We start from the raw sequence: 18,756 nt of genomic DNA, 5'->3' as shown, positions 1-18,756 counted from the left end.
TCGATCATCTGGCCTTGATGTTTCCGCCGCTTCGACAATAAGGGCGCATGGACATAAAATTCATTGGTAAAAAATCGGCGGCAGCCGGCGGCTGGGGCGCTTTGAAGAGCTGCGGCAAGCAGTTGCTGCAAAGCGGCATGCCCATTTCAGGGGCGCGGACGATGCTGAAGGCGAACCAGCCGGATGGGTTCGATTGCCCGGGCTGCGCCTGGGGCGATCCGGAGCACGGATCGTCATTCGAGTTCTGCGAGAACGGCGTAAAGGCCGTCGCCTGGGAGGCAACGGAGAAACGGGCAACGCCTGCCTTCTTTGCTGACAATACGGTATCGCAGCTTCGCCAGCTGACGGACTATGAACTGGAACTCAACGGCCGCCTGACCCATCCGATGCGCTACGATGCGGCGAGCGACCGTTACCTGCCGGTCGCGTGGGAGGATGCTTTTGCCGAGATCGGCAGCATTCTGACCGGCCTCGATAATCCCAACCGGGCGGAATTCTACACGTCGGGCCGGGCGAGCAACGAGGCCGCCTTCCTCTACCAACTGTTCGTGCGCGTCTACGGCACCAACAATTTTCCCGATTGCTCCAATATGTGCCACGAGGCAAGCGGCATCGCCATGCGCCAGGCGGTCGGTGCGGGCAAGGGTACCGTTCTGCTGGAGGATTTCGAAGAGGCCGACGCGATCTTCGTGATCGGACAGAACCCGGGCACCAACCATCCGAGGATGCTCGGCGACTTGCGCCGGGCGGCGATCCGCGGCGCGCGCGTCGTCGTCTTCAATCCCATCCGCGAACGTGGGCTGGAGCGCTTCTCCGACCCGCAGGACAAGGTCGAAATGCTGCGCGGCGGTTCGACCGATATCGCCAGCCTTTATCTGCAGCCGCAACTCGGCGGCGACATGGCCGCGGTGCGCGGGATGGCGAAGGCCGTGCTGAGCGCGGAAGAAGCAGCCCTCGCCGCCGGCCTGCCCTCCGTTCTCGACCATGCATTTCTTGCCGAACACTGCGAGGGTTTTGCAGAATACCGGGCAGCGGTCGAGGCGACGAGCTGGGCAGAGATCGAGGACCAATCGGGACTGAGCCGGCAGGAGATCGAACGGGCGGCTGATGTCTACATCAACGCAGAGCGGGTCATCTGCACCTGGGCGATGGGCGTGACCCAGCATCTGCATTCCGTTGCGACGATCCGCGAGATCGCCAATTTCATGTTCCTGCGCGGCAATATCGGCCGGCCGGGGGCTGGCCTTTGCCCGGTTCGCGGCCATTCCAACGTGCAGGGTGACCGCACCGTCGGCATCAACGAACAGCCAGCGGACGATTTTCTCGATGCGCTGGAGAAGCAGTTCCGCTTTACCGTTCCCCGCGAACATGGCCACAATGTCCTTGCCGCGATCGGAGCAATGCTCGACGGCTCGGCGGAAGCCTTCATCGGGCTTGGCGGCAATTTCGCGCGCGCCACGCCCGACAGCGCACTCGTTGAAAAGGCACTGCGGCGGCTGAAGCTGACGGTGCATATCGCGACCAAACCCAATCATTCGCATCTGATGCCCGGTGAGACGGCGTTCATCCTGCCGTGCCTCGGACGCACCGAGATGGATCTGAACGCGGCGGGCAACTCACAGCTCATAAGCGTCGAGGATTCGATGAGCATGGTGCATGGTTCCGCCGGTATCAATCGTCCGGCCTCGCCGCATCTGCTCTCGGAAGTCGCCATCATTGCCGGCATTGCACAGGCGACGGTCGGCTCCGCCGTGGTCGACTGGGCAGAGCTTGCCGACAACCACGACCGCATCCGCGATCATATCGAGGCGACCATCCCAGGCTTCGAAAATTACAATACGCGCCTGCGCAAGCCGCGCGGTTTCCACCTGCGCAACCCGGCTGCCCATCGAGAGTGGGATACGCCGGCGGGCAAGGCATCATTCTCTTCGGAGGCGCTTCCCGACGAGACGGTGCATCAGCGGGCGCGAAAGGGCGAGGGGCGTTTCGCCCTGCAGACGTTCCGGTCACACGATCAATACAATACGACCGTCTATGGTCTCGATGACCGATACCGCGGCGTCTACGGGGAGCGGCAGGTCATCTTCATTCATCCGGCCGACCTGACGGCGATGAATGCCAAGGCCGGTGACCGGGTCGACGTGATCGGCGAGCATGATGACGGTATCGAGCGCATCGCTGAGAATTTCCGCTTTGTGCCCTATGACATTCCGCGAGGAAGCATAGCGGGTTACTACCCCGAACTGAACGTGCTCGTGCCGCTCGGCAGCTCCGGTCGGGAAAGCGATACGCCGACCTCGAAATCCATCATGGTTTCTTTCCGTAGGCGAAAAGCTGCGTGAGCGAGGAGGTTTCCGACGCCGATCGCTTTCTCGTTCTCGTCGCTGCGGCGCAAGAGAGGGATATCAGGCTGACATCCATACAGGCCGGTCTCCTTGTCGCCGCGGAACTCGGGATTGCCCGTGACAGTCGCGCCTTTGCGCGCAAGCTGGGGATCGCGCATTCTCTCGTGCTCAGGGAACTCAACGGCCTGGCGGAGCGCGAAGGCCTGCTGCAGATCGTGAAGCGGGATCCGAGGACGATGAGAGTGCATTACATGTTGCCGCCGCGGGACGAGACGTAATTACACTGTGTCAGCGCCGGCCATCTGCGTACTCGCCGCAAGCTGAGGCCATTATCGACCGATCAGGCGCTTCCTGGTGTCGGAGGGGTATTCTCCGTATGTGGTTTTATAGACTGCGGAAAACCGGCCGAAATGAAAGAAGCCCCATTTGAGGCAGATGGCCTTCATGGTCTCCTTGCTCTCGGGATCGATGAGATCCTGGCGCGCGGCGCGCAGCCGAAGCGTCAGCAGATAGGCGGCGGGAGAGGTTCCTCTGAATGCACGAAAACCGGTTTCGAGCGCCCGGCTGGATACGCCGGCCGCTTCGGCCACCTTCAGCATGGTGATCGGCTGATCGATATTGGCGTGCATGAATTCGATCGCCCTGCGGACGTGCCGGGGGGCGATCAGGGACGGGCCATTCTCCAGGAAATGCGACAGCCGGTGCGGCACCAGGCGCACGACCAGATCGGCCAGCGCTTGCGTCATATGCGCCATTGCGATCGGCGACTGCAGCAAGGGGCCATCGTCGCGCATGCCTAAGATAATCGTTTCCGTGAGGTTGCCGATCAACCGCCCGGCGGGCTTGGACAGATCCAGTTCCGGCAGTAGGTCGAGGGAGCCGCTGAACGGCATCTCGAATGTCTGGCCGATCGTCTGGAGGATGACAGGCCAGTTGATCAGCAACTCGTCGATGACGTTCGCTTGCCCATGCATGATGACGCTGTCGGGTTCGAAATTGTTATAGAGAAGCAATTTTCCTTGCCCGGCCTCGGCAATGCGGGACGATCCATAGGTTACCCCCATGCCGCCGCTGCGCGGCACGACAATCGACAGATACTCCGACGTATCGACGGTCGGCTCGATATTGAACTGAAACTCCGCCTCATGATAACCCGTCAGCAGAACGGCCTTGTCACAGACGGAGAAATCCAGTCCCCAATGGAAGTCCTGGGCGCGGCCGACAGGCTCGGCATCAAACGCGCCAAAAGCACCCCCCAGCGTTTCGACCATGTTGTCGAAGGACGAACCGCTAAATCGAAATGAGAATGGGGCAGTGCTATTTTCTGTCATGCTGCTCCCATTGTTCGATGTGGCTGTTTCGACATGCCCTTCTTGACCGCTCTGAGATGCCAGTGTGATGCGCGATCCGCGCGGGCGCCGGATCGGCGCGCCTACCTCTGCCAGTCTTGCCGGTCGTCATGCATGCGCCGTCGCGGGACTTCATCAGGGCCAGCAGACGGTGTGGATGGGCGGAACTCGCCTGTATATTAGACGATTGTAACTTATAGTGAAGCGGCTTGCCGCCGAGCAGGTGGATTTCCGCGTGGTCGGTCTCGGATCAGCGGCTTTCGGCAGCCGATCCAGCCCGAATTCGGGCGTGGCAAGCGTCAAAAAAACCAACCCTTTAACTGCATTATCGATTGCTCCGGCAGAGCTCAGATGTTTTTGCGAGACGGCAGGAACTGACAGAACGTGCGGCGATTGGCAAGATTTGCGCTGCCGGTTATGACGGCAGTCCGCCGGTAAATCGATTACGCTGAAGACGCGATTTTGCAGCTATGGCCGCCACGCCTCAGGTTCAACTGCCGCGACCTTGCCGAGACGCGCTCATCATCTGAAGTTTGTAGGAATTCCCATCCGAGAGCCGCGCAGTCGCCTGCCGAAGGTTTTATAGTGGACCGTTTAAGGAGCCTTCGGCAGGCTGACAGGCATGCAAGCATACGCACGGGATGGGGTGCGTATGTATAATCCCTTCCATCCTTCTGGGGGCGACGGATGGACGGGCCTTTTGGCTTAGAGACCGCAAACCATCATGGTCTTGGTCAGGAATGATCTTATTATTCTCCAGCCACGGAGCAATTGTCAGGCGCCGATATTGTCGCCCGATCGGCTTTTCGCTACGCAGTCTGGACTGCTCCTGCGCAAAGTGTATACGCAAGCACTCGCCTTAAGCCGCATCTTCCGCGGAGCGGCCTGCCGGCCGCCGCGCTCGGAAGGGATCGGGCGAGAGAATCGTCATCAGTTGCTCATCTTCAGCGAGCTTCCAGGCGGTTGCGCAGCCGCGCCAGCCCTCGTTCAGCCCCAATCATCAGACGGCCGACTCCAGGTTCCGGAGATGGCGACCTGCCAGATATCGGTGTCGCCAACGAAACGGAGAGACAGCCGCAAGCGCAGCTTCAGAGCGCGATCGAGAGGGCGCTATCGCGTTGGGGAGCCACCTCCTGCGAGTTCACCATCGCACCCGCGAGCTGGCGGAAGGTGACAAGGCCCAATGCTTCCCCGGATGGCGAAATCACCCTCGCATCGTTGTCCTGCGCCGATGCCAGCATCCGGACGGCCTCTTCGACGGTCGTTCCTGATGCAATCGTCAATCCGCCTGGCACTGCACCGGAATGCAAGGGCGTCATGACGGCGTCGACCTGGATGACCCGACCTCGATTGACCTCCTTGACGAAGTTGGCGATGTAGGCGTCGGCCGGACGCAGAACGATGTCCTGGCTGGTGCCTTGCTGGATGACTTCGCCATCGCGCAGGATCGCAATCTGGTCACCCAGGCGAAGGGCTTCGTCGAGATCGTGGGTGATGAAGACGATGGTCTTCTTGATCTCCTTCTGAATGTCGAGAAGGACCGTCTGCATATCCGTGCGGATCAAAGGGTCGAGCGCCGAATAGGCTTCGTCCATCAGCAGAACCGGCGCATCATTCGAGAGGGCTCGTGCCAGCCCGACGCGCTGCTGCATGCCGCCCGATAGCTGGTTGGGATATTTGCTCTCGAAGCCCTTCAAGCCAACCCGCTCCAGCCAGCCCATGGCGACGTCGGCGGCCTTCGAGCGCTCCATGCCCTGCACTTCGAGGCCGAAGATGGTATTGTCGAGAACATTGCGGTGCGGCAGAAGCGCAAACTTCTGAAACACCATGGCCGTCTGATGCCGGCGAAACGCCCGCAATTCGGTCTCGTTCATTTTCACCACGTCGACGCCGTCGACAAGCACTTCGCCGGCGGTTGGATCGATCAGGCGATTGATGTGGCGGATGAGCGTCGACTTGCCCGAACCGGAAAGGCCCATGATGACCTGGATGCGGCCCGAGGGTATCTCGAGATTGATATCTTTCAGGCCGAGCACGTGGCCGTGCTTTGCGTTGAGCTCGGTCTTCGACAATCCTTTCTGCACGGCATCGACATGAGCGGCAGGGTTGGGACCGAAGATCTTGTAGAGGTGGCGGATCTTGATGCCGCCGAAACGTTGATCAGCCATGGACGATCTCCCGATGCTTCTGGAGCCGCTTGCCATACGCCTGGCTGACCCGGTCGAAGATGATGGCAATGCCGACAATGGCAAGGCCGTTGAAAATACCCAGGGTGAAGTACTGGTTGGCGATGGCCTTCAGAACCGGCTGGCCAAGCCCCTGGACGCCGATCATCGAGGCAACGACCACCATGGCGAGCGCCATCATGATGGTCTGGTTGATGCCGGCCATGATGGTGGGAAGCGCCAGCGGCAGCTGGACCTTGAACAGCTTCTGCGCGCTCGATGTTCCGAAGGCATCGGCGGCCTCGAGCACGTCCTTGTCGACCAAGCGGATGCCGAGGTCGGTCAGCCTTATCATCGGCGGAATGGCGTAGATGACGACGGCGATCAGTCCCGGCACCTTGCCGATGCCGAGCAGCATGACGACAGGGATGAGATAGACGAAGCTCGGCATGGTCTGCATGACGTCGAGGATCGGATTGATAACGCGCTGCAGCCGGTCGGAACGCGCCATCAATATCCCCATCGGGATGCCGATGGCGATGGAGAGCACGGTACAGACGAAGATCATCGACACCGTCCGCATCGTATCGTCCCACATGTCGAAATAGCCGATCAGCAGCAGTGTCACGAGACAGCCGAGGACGATCTTCAGGCTGCGGCTCGCAAACCATGCGATGACAAGGATGATTGCCGTAATGATCGGCCACGGCGTCTGCGTCATGAAGCGGTCGGCGGCGATCAGGAAATGCTGCAGCGGGGAGAAGAGGTTTTCGATCGCGTCGCCATAGCTGCGGGTAAATGCGCGAAAGCCGTCATCGATCGCCTTCTTCAGATTGCGAAGGGCATCGTCATCCATATGCGGGAATTTATAAAACCATTCCATTCGGTTCCCCTTTTTCTTCAAAGAGCCGTGGCAGTCTTTTTGATTTTATCGGCAGCGAGAGGCGGTGCGCATCAAGCGCACCGCGGTAGTCGGCGTTAGAGCATGATGCCGAAAACTGTGAGCGGTTTTCGCAGACATCATGCTCTGACTATTTAACTTAGAGCAGGATTCAGATTTTAGGCCGATCCGGCCTAAAATCATCTTGTTTAGAGCGCAGCTTCGACCTTGGTGGCAGCCTCAGGCGAAACCCACTTGGTCCAGAGGTCCTTGTTTTCTTTGAGGAAGTGCTTGGCACCGTCCTCGCCGGTCGCCTGGTTGTCGGTCATCCAGGCCATCAGCTTGTTGACCGTTTCATTGCTCCAGGAGCGCTTCGCCAGATAGTCCATCACCTCGGGCCCGGCCTTTTCCGAGAAAGGCTTTGCAACGAGGGTGACGATCTTGTCGACCGGCCATGCGTTCGGCTTCGGATCGGGGCAGTCGGCGACGGTATTGCAGCGCTTCCATTCGGCGGGGTCGTTCGGCACGCCGGCTTCCAGCTTGACCATCTGATACTTGCCGAGCAGCGCGGTCGGCGCCCAGTAGTAGCCGGCCCAGCCTTCCTTGCGTTCATAAGCCTTGGAGATCGAACCATCGAGGCCGGCAGCCGAGCCGGTATCGACGAGGGTGAAGCCGGCCTTGTCGGCTTCGAAGGCCTTGTAGAGCTGCGTGGTCACCACGGTGCCGCCCCAGCCCTGCGGTCCGTTGTAGATCGCGCCCTTCTTCGGATCCTCGGGAGCGGGGAAGAGTTCTGGATGCTTCAGCACGTCGCCGATGGTCTTGATGTCGGGATGGGCGTCGGCCAGATATTTGGGAATCCACCAGCCCTGCACGCCGCCATCGGGTAACGGAGAGCCGACCTGGACGATCCGGCCTTCTTCCGTTCCCTTCTTGACGACGTCGGGCAGCAGGTCGATCCAGGCTTCCGGCGCGATATCAGGCTGGCCCTTTTCGGCCATCGAGGTAATCGTCGGAACGGTATCGCCGACGGTGATTTCCGCTTGGCAGCCATAACCTTCGTTCAGGATGAACTTGTCGAGGTTGGAGAGAACCTCCGCACTCTGCCAGTTCATGCTGGCGATGGTGACAGTGCCGCATTCGGCGGCGCTGGCGAAAGACGCCCCGCCAATCAGGCCGAACGTCAGACATGTCGATGCGAGTAGTTTTTTCATTCTCGTTCCCTCTGTTTAGCGGCCGGTTTTACTAAGCGGGGCGCCGCAGGACCCGCTCCAACGGTTGTCAGGAAGCCTCTCCCATACTCACCGATTTCTTGAATGCCGCCGATAGTCCCTTCGCGACCGAAGCGTCGAACCCGGCAGCGCGCATGGCTTCGATGGCTGCCGCAGTGGTGCCGCGATAGCCGACAAAGGTTTGAACCACGTCATCGGGACATTCGTCGCGGCGCTCCAGCAGGCGGCCGGCGCCCGTGATCACCGTGTTGACGGCGCGGCGCGCAATCTCCGCCGGCAGGCCGTTTGCGACAGCGTCGCGCATCATGGCGGCGGCAAGCAGCGCCGGGAAAGCCGGCCCGGACCCGGAAAGGCCGGTGAGGTAATCGATGTCGCTTTCCCCCGCGACTTCGTCCTCAGATCCGCATGCCTGAAAAATCGCGCGGACGAGCGCCCGGTCGTCTTCGGTGACATTGCTCGCGCCAATCCACGGCGTATAGGATTTGGCCACTTCGGCGGCGGCGTTCGGCAAAGCGCGGACGACGCGGCCGGTGTTGTGGCGCTCGGAAAGTGCGCCCAGGCGGATGCCCGCCATGACCGAGATGACCAGCTTGCCACCGGCATCGACATCAAGAGCATGCCAGTCATCAGGGCGGACGGAAAGAATGATCACGTCCGAAAGGTCGGCAAGCGCCTGATTGTCGGTGGTCAGGAATGAATTCGGGAAGCGGCGCGGCTGCTCACTGCGATAGGAGAGGGAGAGATTTCGAGGTTCGACCAGGACGGCATCAAGGATCGAGCCGGCGATTGCGCCGCCAAGCCAACCACCGCCGCCAATGATCCCGATCCTCAAGGAAACGCTCATCCCGGCCTTCCCTAACCCGGCCTATAGCCATGCCGGGCGAAGAAGCGATCGAGCTCCCTCTGCTGCGGCACTTCGCCGGTGTAGATCGCGATATATTCGGGAATCCGTTTCATGCGGACGGCGAGTTCCTCCTTGGCTTGCATAGAGATGTACCCGATCTGCACGAGGTACGTTGTTCGCGCTCGGACATCCGATGTCGCTTCTGGTAGCCCGAACCGGATAAACATCCGCTTGAGCGCATCGAGCCGGAGCTGATCGGCTTGCCGGACCTCGGCAAGAATCTCGTCGGACTGCAGCGCCCAGCTGCGCACGGCAAATTCGAACCTGGCGTCGAACAGATCATTGTTGAGCCAGCAATCGAAGACGTTGAGCATCGCCTCGGCGAGCGATTCCGCATAGGCTTCGGACTGCTTGACGATGTTGCCGGTGTTTTTGTCGCGCCACCGTGCGACGAGCCCGGCCAGCAGTTCCTCCCGGTCCTTGAAGAACCAGTAAAAGCTCGTGCGCGAGAGGTTGAGCTTCTTCGCCAGCGGCAGAATTTTCACCGAATCCACGCCGGAATCCAGCAGGGAATGGTACGCTGCTTCCAGCCATCCCTCCTGTGATCCGCGCCAGCCTGTGTCATTCAGAGCCTGATCCATGGATGATCTCCTATCAGATTATCAAGCCGCGCACAAGAAAAATGTACATCAGTGTCGAAATCGACGACCCAGCTGTTTTCAATATTGACACATATGTACATTGTGCTTAGCGTCTCCTCTGATGTTTTAATCCGGAACCACGGCCCATGTCGAACGATCCTCTTCTTCAGCCCTATCAGCTCAAGCATCTGACGCTACGCAACCGTATCATCGTGACCTCCCACGAGCCGGCCTATCCGGAGGACGGCATGCCAAAGGAGAGGTATCGCGCCTATACGGTGGAGCGGGCAAAGGGCGGTGTGGCCTTGACGATGACGGCTGGCTCGGCCGCGGTTTCCAGGGACAGTCCGCCGGTGTTCAACAACCTGCTCGCCTACAAAGACGAGATCGTGCCCTGGATCAGGGAAATGACCGACGCCGTGCATGAAGAGGGTGCGGCGATCATGATCCAGCTCACTCATCTCGGCCGGCGCACGCGCTGGGACAAGGGCGACTGGCTGCCGGTCGTGGCGCCATCGCATCATCGCGAGGCCTCCCACCGCTCCTTCCCGAAGAAGATGGAAGATTGGGACATCGAGCGCATCATCAGGGATTTCGCCGACGCTGCCGAGCGCATGAAGGCAGGCGGCATGGACGGTGTCGAACTGGAAGCCTACGGCCACCTGATCGATCAGTTCACGTCGCCGCTCACCAACGAGCTCGATGGTCCCTATGGCGGCTCGCTCGACAACCGTTTGCGCTTCTGCTTCGACGTCTTCAAGGCGATCCGGCAAAGGGTGGGGAACGACTTCATTCTGGGCGTGCGCTATACCGCAGACGAATGTCTTCCCGGCGGTACCGGCAAGGGCGACGGGATCGAAATTTCCAAGCGCCTGAAGGCAAGCGGCCTGATCGATTACCTCAACGTGATCCGCGGTCACATCGATACCGATGCGGGTCTGACCGACGTGATCCCGATCCAGGGCATGGCGAATTCACCGCATCTGGATTTTGCCGGCGAAATTCGCGCAGCAACCGATTTCCCGACCTTCCATGCGGCGAAAATCCCTGACGTCGCCACCGCGCGCCACGCGATCGCCTCCGGCAAGGTCGATATGGTCGGCATGACCCGCGCCCACATGACCGACCCGCATATCGTCCGCAAGATCATCGAAAAGCGCGAAGACGATATTCGTCCCTGCGTCGGTGCCAACTACTGTCTCGATCGCATCTACCAGGGCGGAGCCGCCTTCTGTATCCACAATGCCGCCACCGGCCGCGAACTGACCATGCCGCATATCGTGGCAAAAGCCGACGCCAGGAAAAAGGTCGTCATCGTCGGCGCCGGCCCGGCCGGTCTGGAAGCGGCGCGCGTCGCCGGAGAACGCGGCCACCAGGTCGTGGTTTTCGAAGCGGCGAACAATCCCGGCGGTCAGATCCGCCTCACCGCCCAAAGCGAGCGCCGCAGGGAGATGATCAGCATCATCGACTGGCGCATGAGCCAGTGCGAGAAATACGACGTCACCTTCCACTTCAACACCTGGGCGGAAGCGGACACTATCGGAGCCGAGAATCCCGATGTCGTCATTATCGCGACCGGGGGCCTGCCGCATACCGAGGTTCTCGCCAGCGGCAACGAGCTGGTGGTCTCGTCATGGGACATCATCTCCGGCGACGTGAAGCCTGGAACCAACGTGCTGATCTTCGACGACGCCGGCGACCATGCCGGCCTTCAGGCAGCGGAGTTCCTCGCCCAGGCAGGCGCCAAGGTCGAGATCATGACGCCGGACCGGTCCTTCGCGCCCGAGGTCATGGCCATGAATCTCGTGCCCTATATGCGGTCCCTGCAGAAGCACGACGTGACCTTCACCGTCACCTATCGTCTGGAGGCCGTCGAGAAGAGCGGCAACCAGCTCGTCGCCCATATCGGCAGCGATTACGGCGGGATTGCCAGGCAGCACAGCTTCGACCAGATCGTCGTCAATCATGGGACCATTCCGCTCGATGAGCTCTATTTCGAACTGAAACCCAGCTCGAGCAATCTCGGCGAGATGTCGCACGACCAGCTTCTTTCCGGAGAACCTCAGTCCGTCATTCGCAATCCTGATGGCAAGTTCCAGCTGTTCCGGATCGGCGATGCGGTCGCCGCACGCAACACGCATGCGGCCGTCTATGACGGGCTGCGCATCGCGAAAGATATCTGATCCCAGAGCGGATCGCTTGCCGCCGATCGTCTCTGGAGGTGATGATATGAGTTTACGCAATGAAAGCCTCCAGATTTTCGTGGATGCGGCTTTCGTGGCTTTCGACCAGTTCGCGAAGGCCCCGGAGGCCCGCCGCTCGGTCCGTCCGATTTTCGCGGCGCTGGAGCGCCCGGGGCTTGCGCGTGCGGGGCCGGGAAGCCGATTGCCCGTGTGTGCTCAGCTTGATGTGGCGCTTTCCTTCGATACGTCCTATCCTTCACTGACGCGTTTGATCGAGGGGTTCAAAGGCATCGAGCCAATGCTTGAATGGCATCGGCGCAGCAAGTATGACCACACGGCCAGCGACAATTTTGTCGATGGGCATGCCAATGCCATGATTATCGGCCCGGGAGGATTGGAAGAGCGGAGCGATCTGTGGATCGGTGTGACGTTGATGGCGCCTCACGTGCGCTATCCGGATCATGATCATGCGCCCGAGGAAGTCTATCTCGTGCTTTCCGAGGGAGAGTTCCAGCAAGGAGAGGGAGACTGGTTCTCGCCAGGTATCGGTGGGTCGTTCTACAATGTCCCTGGCATCCGACATGCCATGAGGTCGCTCGACACGCCGTTCTTCGCCTTCTGGGCATTGCTTGCCGAACGGCCGAACTGACGGCCAGCAGTTTAGAAATAAAAGGGGGTTGCCCATGAAGATACTCGTCCCAGTCAAACGGGTTGTCGACTACAACGTGAAGATCCGGGTGAAGCCGGACGGCACGGGTGTCGAGCTAACCAATGTGAAGATGTCGATGAACCCGTTCGACGAGATCTCGGTGGAAGAGGCGCTGCGGCTGAGGGAAGCCGGCAGGTGCGAGGAAGTGGTGGTCGTCTCAATCGGTCCGGCCAAGGCCGAGGAGACGCTGAGGACCGCCCTTGCCATGGGCGCCGACCGGGCGATCCTGGTCGAGACCGATGATCAGATCGAGCCGCTTACGGTTGCCAAGATCTTGAAGGCTGTTGCCGATGCCGAACAGCCGGGGCTGATCATATCAGGCAAGCAGGCGATCGATGACGACAGCAACCAGACCGGCCAGATGCTGGCAGCACTGATGGGAATTGCCCAAGCGACCTTCGCCTCGAAGATCGAGATCGGTGATGGCAAAGCAACTGTCACCCGCGAAGTCGATGGCGGCCTGCAGACGATCGAGATCAAGCTGCCGGCGGTCGTCACATCAGATCTGCGCTTGAACGAACCGCGCTATGCCTCGCTGCCGAATATCATGAAGGCGAAGAAGAAGCCGCTCGACAAGAAGACGCCCGGCGACTTCGGTGTCTCCACCACGCCGCGTCTCAAGGTCTTGAAGACCGAGGAGCCGTCCGGCCGCAAGGCCGGCGTCAAGGTCAAGTCGGTCGCCGAACTGATCGACAAGCTCAAAAACGAAGCCGGCGTGCTGTAATCAGCCTGGAACAGGAGCCATCATCATGACCATTCTTCTTCTGGCTGACCACGACAATGCCAGCCTGTCCGATCAGACCGCCAAGGCGCTGACGGCGGCGACAAAGATTGGCGGCGATGTTCATATTCTCGTTGCCGGCAAGGCTGCCAAGCCTGCTGCCGAACAAGCCGCCAAGCTTGCCGGCGTCTCGAAAGTGCTGCTCGCCGAAAGCGACGAACTCGCCAACAATCTGGCCGAACCGCTCGGCGACCTGATCGTTTCGCTCTCCGCCAGCTACGACACGATCATCTCGGCTGCCACCTCGGTCGGCAAGAATGTTCTGCCGCGGGTGGCCGCTCTTCTCGACGTCGCCCAGGTCTCGGAGATCATCGAGGTGATCTCGTCCGACACCTTCAAGCGGCCGATCTATGCCGGCAATGCCATCCAGACGGTGCAGGCGAGCGATGCCAAGAAGGTGATCACCGTGCGCACGGCATCCTTCGCCTCGGCACCGGAGGGTGGCTCGGCCACCGTCGAGGCGATCCCGGCGGTTTCCGATCCGGGTCTTTCCACCTTCATCGGAGACGCGCTGTCGGCCTCCGACCGGCCGGAGCTGACCTCGGCGAAGATCATCATCTCCGGCGGCCGTGCACTCGGTTCGGCGGAAAAGTTCAGGGAGGTCATCCTGCCGCTCGCCGACAAGCTAGGTGCTGCCGTCGGCGCATCCAGAGCCGCGGTCGATGCCGGTTATGCGCCGAACGACTGGCAGGTCGGCCAGACCGGCAAGGTGGTGGCGCCTGATCTCTATATCGCCTGCGGCATTTCGGGCGCCATCCAGCATCTGGCCGGCATGAAGGATTCAAAGGTGATCGTTGCCATCAACAAGGACGAGGAGGCGCCGATCTTCCAGGTCGCCGACTATGGCCTCGTCGCCGATCTCTTCGATGTCCTGCCGGAATTGCAAAAGGCGCTCTAGCGGGGAGACCGAACGTGGCGCGCGTCGTGGGACGTCCAATCAAACCTGGTGCCGACCTTCTTCTCAACGATGACGAGAAGCCGGCATATATACGGCTGCACGACATCGGCAGAGAGAGGCGCTCCCGGCCGCTGCAGGAATTTCTCAATGACATCGGCGGCCTGATGCTGTCGGCGGAGGCTCCTGCCGTCGCCAGCTTCGTCGCGGGCAAGGTTCTCCAGAGGCTGCTCAAGACCGGCAAGGTGCGCCCGGAGGGCGGGTCTCTTCCCGGCGCGCCGGAGGGGCTTGATGACGCCATCAACCATCTTGCGAAATCGGGACGGAAATACGAGGCGATCGCCAGCCAGTTCCGTACCCTCGCCGACCAGCTGCTCTGGAGACGCGGCCGCTCCGGTCCGTTTGCAAGCCTGAATTTTGGCGATACGCATTCCCATGCGGTCTTGGTCGGTCCCGGCGGCATGGAGGAGCGCGCCGATCTCAGGGTCGGCGTGATCTATATGGATCGTTATACAAGATTCCCCGATCATGTTCAGACCCAGCCCCGCGCCTTCATTCTGCTTTCGCCGGGGGAAATCCGCCTTGGCGATTCCGAGTGGTTCTCTGGCGGTGTCGGTACGGTCTTTGCGAACGACGCCGGCGAATCTTTCGCGATAAGATGCACAGCCCGGCCGCTGCTGGCGGTCTGGTGCCAGATTGAGCGGGAGAGGTGATAGGGTCCTTGGCAACAGCGAGCCTGAGATGAACGAAAAGCCGAACGCGAGAGCGTGAAGTCTCGCGGTGAAGCAGCAGCAGATCGGCGAGAGCTGGCCCCTTCGAATATGCAGCATCAGAATTCAATTTGACAGGAAGGATATCAAAATGGACGTTCGCGCCGCCGTGGCCACACAGGCAGGAAAACCGCTCGAAGTGATGACCGTGCAGCTGGAGGGGCCGCGAGCCGGCGAAGTGCTGGTCGAGGTCAAGGCGACGGGCATCTGCCACACCGACGATTTCACCCTGTCGGGCGCCGATCCCGAGGGCCTCTTCCCGGCCATTCTCGGCCATGAGGGCGCCGGCATCGTCGTCGATGTCGGCCCCGGCGTCACTTCGGTGAAGAAGGGCGACCACGTTATTCCGCTCTACACCCCGGAATGCCGCGAGTGCTATTCCTGCCTTTCCCGCAAGACCAATCTCTGCACGTCGATCCGCGCGACCCAGGGCCAGGGCGTGATGCCGGACGGTACCTCGCGCTTCTCGATCGGCAAGGACAAGATCCATCACTATATGGGCTGCTCGACCTTTTCGAACTTCACCGTGCTGCCGGAGATCGCCCTTGCCAAGGTCAACCCGGACGCCCCCTTCGACAAGATCTGCTACATCGGCTGCGGCGTCACAACTGGCATCGGCGCGGTCATCAACACCGCCAAGGTCGAGATCGGCGCCACGGCGATCGTCTTCGGCCTTGGCGGCATCGGCCTCAACGTGCTTCAGGGTCTGAAGCTTGCTGGTGCCGACATGATCATCGGCGTCGATATCAACCCTGACCGCAAGGCCTGGGGCGAAAAGTTCGGCATGACCCACTTCGTCAATCCGAAGGAGGTCGGTGACGACATCGTGCCTTACCTTGTCAACCTGACCAAGCGCCACGGCGACCTGATCGGCGGCGCCGACTACACCTTCGACTGCACCGGCAACACCAAGGTGATGCGCCAGGCGCTGGAAGCCAGCCATCGCGGCTGGGGCAAGTCGGTTATCATCGGCGTTGCCGGCGCCGGCCAGGAAATCTCCACCCGTCCGTTCCAGCTGGTGACCGGCCGCAACTGGATGGGCACGGCTTTCGGCGGCGCGCGCGGCCGCACCGATGTGCCGAAGATCGTCGACTGGTACATGCAAGGCAAGATCCAGATCGATCCGATGATCACCCACACCATGCCGCTCGAAGACATCAACAAGGGCTTCGAGCTGATGCATGCGGGCAAGAGCATCCGCGGCGTGGTCGTGTACTGAGCGATGAAGACGATCTCGACCGAAAATTGTCATGGCGGCACCCAGGGCGTTTACGTCAATCGCTCGGATGTCTGCGACTGCGACATGACCTTTGCGGTATTCCTGCCGCCGCAGGCCAAAGCACGGAAGCTGCCGGTTCTATGGTACCTTTCCGGCCTGACCTGCACGCACGCCAATGTCATGGACAAGGGCGAGTATCGGCGTCTTGCCGCGGAACTCGGCATGATCATCGTCTGCCCCGACACCAGCCCGCGGGGCGACGCCGTCCCGGACGAACCGGACAATTGGCAGTTCGGAAAAGGTGCCGGCTTTTATGTCGACGCCACCGAGCCGCCGTTCGCTAAGAACTATTGGATGTACAGCTACATCGTCGATGAATTGCCGAAGCTTATCGCAGCCGAGTTTCCGGTCGACACGACGCGACAGGGAATCTTCGGTCACTCGATGGGGGGACATGGCGCGATCACGATCGCGCTCAAGAACCCCGAACGCTTCGGCAGCTGCTCGGCCTTCGCGCCGATCAGCCATCCGTCGGTCTCCGGCTGGTCAAAGCCGGCGTTCCGGAAATATCTCGGAGCGGATGAAGCGCGCTGGCGGGCATATGATGCCTGCTCACTGATCGAAGACGGGCACCGGTTCCCCGAATTCCTCGTCGACCAGGGGACGGCGGATAGCTTCCTGGAGGATGGACTGCGCCCCGACGAGCTCAGGCAAGCTTGCGAGACGGCCGGCATCAGCCTGCGGCTTCGCATGCAGGAAGGCTACGGCCACTCCTACTTCTTCATTTCGACATTCATGGAAGACCATCTGCGCTGGCACGCGCGAAGATTGGGAGACTGATTGCAGAGCTTGGCCGGGCATATCGCAAACGGCCCAGAAGGGGAGGAGAAACCCATGACCAGCATAGCCATACATCCGGCAGTAGATTCAGGCTTTCGGGCGACTGACGCTGCTTTCGCAGGCGGGACGCTCGTCTGCAAGTGCACAAGCAATCCCGTGAAGGTCAGGATCAAAGGTGATATCGCCCACAACCACGCCTGCGGCTGCACCAAGTGCTGGAAGCCCGACGGTGCCGTCTTTTCCGTCGTGGCGGTCGCTCCGACCGAAAGCGTCGAAGTCCTGGAGAACGGCGATAAGCTCGCCATTGTCGATTCCACGGCCTTGATCCAGCGCCACGCCTGCAAGGAATGCGGCGTTCATATGTATGGGCCGGTCGTGCGCGAACATCCGTTCCAGGGATTGTCGTTCGTCCATCCGGAGCGCTTTCAGGAAAGCGGCTGGGCGAAGCCGGGCTTTGCGGCCTTTGTGTCGTCGATCATCGAAAGCGGCTTCGACCCCGCCAAGATGGACGCCGTCAGAGCGCAGCTGAAGGCATCGGGCCTCGAGCCCTACGACTGCCTGAACCCGGGACTTATGGACTATATGGCAACCTGGACCGCCAAGAAGAGCGGCGTCCTGGCCGCGTGACGAGATCGGGGAGCGCCGCAGCGGCGCTCCCCGGCGATATCCGGATATCGGGATATTCCGGATGGCTGCGCACGGCTTTTCGACGGCCAGGTTGGCCGGGTCCAAGCCGAAGCACGCATTGGACCCTACAGCGGCATTCTTCCAAGCATCGGAGGCTGGGCGCGCGTCATCGGCCACAACACCATTTTCGTTGACGATCGTGATCCGCTGGCGCACGGTTTTCAGATTCGTGAATGCATTCAGAAACGGCAAGGAGATGACCATGCGACCCGGACAGCATCGGCAGGCAGACGACGCTACGAGGTCGGCTGCCCGGCTCAAGGTGGGGTTCGTTCTGGCGCGATCGTTCACGCTATCCGCCTTCGCGCTCTTCGTGGACACGCTGCGGCTTGCCAGCGACGAGCAGGATCGTTCCGGAAGGGTCCTTGCCGACTGGCAGGTGATCGGCAGCACGCGGCATCTGATCACCGCGAGCTGCGGTGTCCAGGTCGCTCCGACGTCCGATTTCGTCGATCCGTCACGCTTCGATTACATCGTCGTTGTCGGCGGCCTGCTGACAGTGGAAAACCCTGTCGACCAGGCGACCATCGCTTTTCTCAAGCAGGCGGACGCCAAGAAGGTGCCGCTGATCGGCGTGTGCACGGGCTCGTTCATTCTCGCTGCGGCCGGCCTGATGAAGCGGCATGACTCCTGTGTGAGCTGGCTGCACTACAAGGAGTTCCGGGAGCGGTTTCCCGACCTCAGCGTTCGTTCCGACCGGCTCTTCAATCTCGACCGCCAGCGTGGGTCTTGCGCCGGCGGCAGCAGTTCAGCCGACATGGCGGCGCTGTTGGTCAGGAAATACATCAGCCGCGACGCCGAACGAAACGCGCTGGAGGTGCTGCAGATCGAGAGAGCCCGCGCCCCTGCGGACGTCCAGCCCCGGCGTCCGCTTTACGACGATTATGACGACGCCCGCGTCAAGGCGGCGATGATCACGATGGAGCAGTTCGTCGACGGCAGCATGTCGATCGAGAAGCTTGCCGGCACGGTTGGACTCTCGCGACGGCAGTTGGAGAGAATCTTCATCGACAAGACCGGCATGTCTCCTGCCAAGGCCTATAGTCGTGTTCGTATGGAGCGGGCGAAATCGATCCTTGCCCAATCGAAGGCGCCAATGATCGAGATCGCGCTGGATGTCGGCTTTGAAAACGCCTCGCAGTTCACCAGAACCTTCAAGCGCACATTCGGGCAGACGCCGTCGCAGCATCGCGCGGCAGCTTTGAGAGCGCACTGAACG

General features: G+C 60.9%; 17 protein-coding genes and 1 pseudogene. 12 read left to right on the top strand and 6 right to left on the bottom strand.

Annotated features, from left to right (window positions below; genetic code table 11):
• The first annotated feature begins 47 nt into the window (after positions 1–47).
• Both ACIPSK_RS07440 and ACIPSK_RS07435 read left to right on the top strand, forming a co-directional pair.
• A complete protein-coding gene (locus ACIPSK_RS07440; RefSeq protein ID WP_446532765.1) occupies positions 48–2,342 on the top strand; it encodes an FdhF/YdeP family oxidoreductase in 2,295 nt (764 codons plus the stop codon).
• On the top strand, positions 2,339–2,623 hold the full coding sequence (locus tag ACIPSK_RS07435; RefSeq protein WP_222296143.1) for a hypothetical protein: 285 nt from the start codon (positions 2,339–2,341) through the stop codon (positions 2,621–2,623). Before ACIPSK_RS07440 ends, ACIPSK_RS07435 begins: the two co-directional genes overlap by 4 nt.
• Positions 2,624–2,674: 51 nt before the next feature.
• Here ACIPSK_RS07435 and ACIPSK_RS07430 read toward each other — a convergent pair whose 3' ends face one another.
• The 6 genes from ACIPSK_RS07430 to ACIPSK_RS07405 form a co-directional block, all read right to left on the bottom strand.
• On the bottom strand, positions 2,675–3,676 hold the full coding sequence (locus ACIPSK_RS07430) for an AraC family transcriptional regulator (RefSeq protein WP_446532764.1): 1,002 nt from the start codon (positions 3,674–3,676) through the stop codon (positions 2,675–2,677).
• Positions 3,677–4,782: 1,106 nt separating this feature from the next.
• A complete protein-coding gene (locus ACIPSK_RS07425; RefSeq protein WP_162116231.1) occupies positions 4,783–5,862 on the bottom strand; it encodes a quaternary amine ABC transporter ATP-binding protein in 1,080 nt (359 codons plus the stop codon).
• Complete coding sequence (locus ACIPSK_RS07420; RefSeq protein ID WP_017967583.1) at positions 5,855–6,742, bottom strand: ABC transporter permease; 888 nt, start codon at positions 6,740–6,742, stop codon at positions 5,855–5,857. The genes ACIPSK_RS07425 and ACIPSK_RS07420 overlap by 8 nt, the downstream gene beginning before the upstream one ends.
• 206 nt (positions 6,743–6,948) lie before the next feature.
• Positions 6,949–7,950: an ABC transporter substrate-binding protein gene (locus ACIPSK_RS07415; RefSeq protein ID WP_017967582.1), complete on the bottom strand. Its 1,002-nt coding sequence runs from the start codon at positions 7,948–7,950 to the stop codon at positions 6,949–6,951.
• A 67-nt stretch (positions 7,951–8,017) separates the two neighbouring features.
• Positions 8,018–8,812: a pyrroline-5-carboxylate reductase family protein gene (locus tag ACIPSK_RS07410; protein ID WP_446532763.1), complete on the bottom strand. Its 795-nt coding sequence runs from the start codon at positions 8,810–8,812 to the stop codon at positions 8,018–8,020.
• Positions 8,813–8,823: 11 nt separating this feature from the next.
• Positions 8,824–9,453, bottom strand: coding sequence for a TetR/AcrR family transcriptional regulator (locus ACIPSK_RS07405; RefSeq protein WP_017967580.1), 630 nt, complete (start codon positions 9,451–9,453; stop codon positions 8,824–8,826).
• Positions 9,454–9,599: 146 nt separating this feature from the next.
• Here ACIPSK_RS07405 and ACIPSK_RS07400 point away from each other — a divergent pair, with 146 nt between their 5' ends.
• From ACIPSK_RS07400 to ACIPSK_RS07355, 10 genes and pseudogenes are all read left to right on the top strand, one after another.
• Positions 9,600–11,636 (top strand): oxidoreductase, encoded by a 2,037-nt coding sequence (locus ACIPSK_RS07400; protein ID WP_446532762.1) that lies wholly within the window; start codon positions 9,600–9,602, stop codon positions 11,634–11,636.
• Positions 11,637–11,682: 46 nt separating this feature from the next.
• Positions 11,683–12,285, top strand: a complete 603-nt coding sequence (locus tag ACIPSK_RS07395) for a dimethylsulfoniopropionate lyase (RefSeq protein WP_446532906.1) — start codon at positions 11,683–11,685, stop codon at positions 12,283–12,285.
• A gap of 34 nt (positions 12,286–12,319) precedes the next feature.
• On the top strand, positions 12,320–13,069 hold the full coding sequence (locus ACIPSK_RS07390) for an electron transfer flavoprotein subunit beta/FixA family protein (protein WP_446532761.1): 750 nt from the start codon (positions 12,320–12,322) through the stop codon (positions 13,067–13,069).
• A 25-nt stretch (positions 13,070–13,094) separates the two neighbouring features.
• Positions 13,095–14,024 (top strand): electron transfer flavoprotein subunit alpha/FixB family protein, encoded by a 930-nt coding sequence (locus ACIPSK_RS07385; RefSeq protein ID WP_446532760.1) that lies wholly within the window; start codon positions 13,095–13,097, stop codon positions 14,022–14,024.
• A 14-nt stretch (positions 14,025–14,038) separates the two neighbouring features.
• Positions 14,039–14,734, top strand: coding sequence for a dimethylsulfonioproprionate lyase family protein (locus ACIPSK_RS07380; RefSeq protein WP_162116238.1), 696 nt, complete (start codon positions 14,039–14,041; stop codon positions 14,732–14,734).
• Between the two features lie 148 nt (positions 14,735–14,882).
• On the top strand, positions 14,883–16,010 hold the full coding sequence (locus tag ACIPSK_RS07375) for an S-(hydroxymethyl)glutathione dehydrogenase/class III alcohol dehydrogenase (RefSeq protein ID WP_162116239.1): 1,128 nt from the start codon (positions 14,883–14,885) through the stop codon (positions 16,008–16,010).
• A 3-nt stretch (positions 16,011–16,013) separates the two neighbouring features.
• Positions 16,014–16,850 carry an S-formylglutathione hydrolase gene (gene fghA, locus ACIPSK_RS07370; protein WP_446532759.1) on the top strand — a complete coding sequence of 279 codons (837 nt, stop codon included), beginning with the start codon at positions 16,014–16,016 and terminating at the stop codon, positions 16,848–16,850.
• Between the two features lie 54 nt (positions 16,851–16,904).
• Positions 16,905–17,477, top strand: a complete 573-nt coding sequence (gene gfa / locus ACIPSK_RS07365; RefSeq protein ID WP_170259552.1) for an S-(hydroxymethyl)glutathione synthase — start codon at positions 16,905–16,907, stop codon at positions 17,475–17,477.
• Between the two features lie 93 nt (positions 17,478–17,570).
• A pseudogene (locus tag ACIPSK_RS07360) lies at positions 17,571–17,708 on the top strand (proline racemase family protein); the annotation flags it as partial.
• Between the two features lie 31 nt (positions 17,709–17,739).
• Positions 17,740–18,753: a GlxA family transcriptional regulator gene (locus tag ACIPSK_RS07355; RefSeq protein ID WP_446532758.1), complete on the top strand. Its 1,014-nt coding sequence runs from the start codon at positions 17,740–17,742 to the stop codon at positions 18,751–18,753.
• Positions 18,754–18,756: the final 3 nt, after the last annotated feature.

The organism is Rhizobium sp. LARHSG275 (assembly GCF_052871115.1).
The sequence above is the reverse complement of the archived record's forward strand: the minus strand, read 5'-3'. Positions and strand labels throughout refer to the sequence as shown.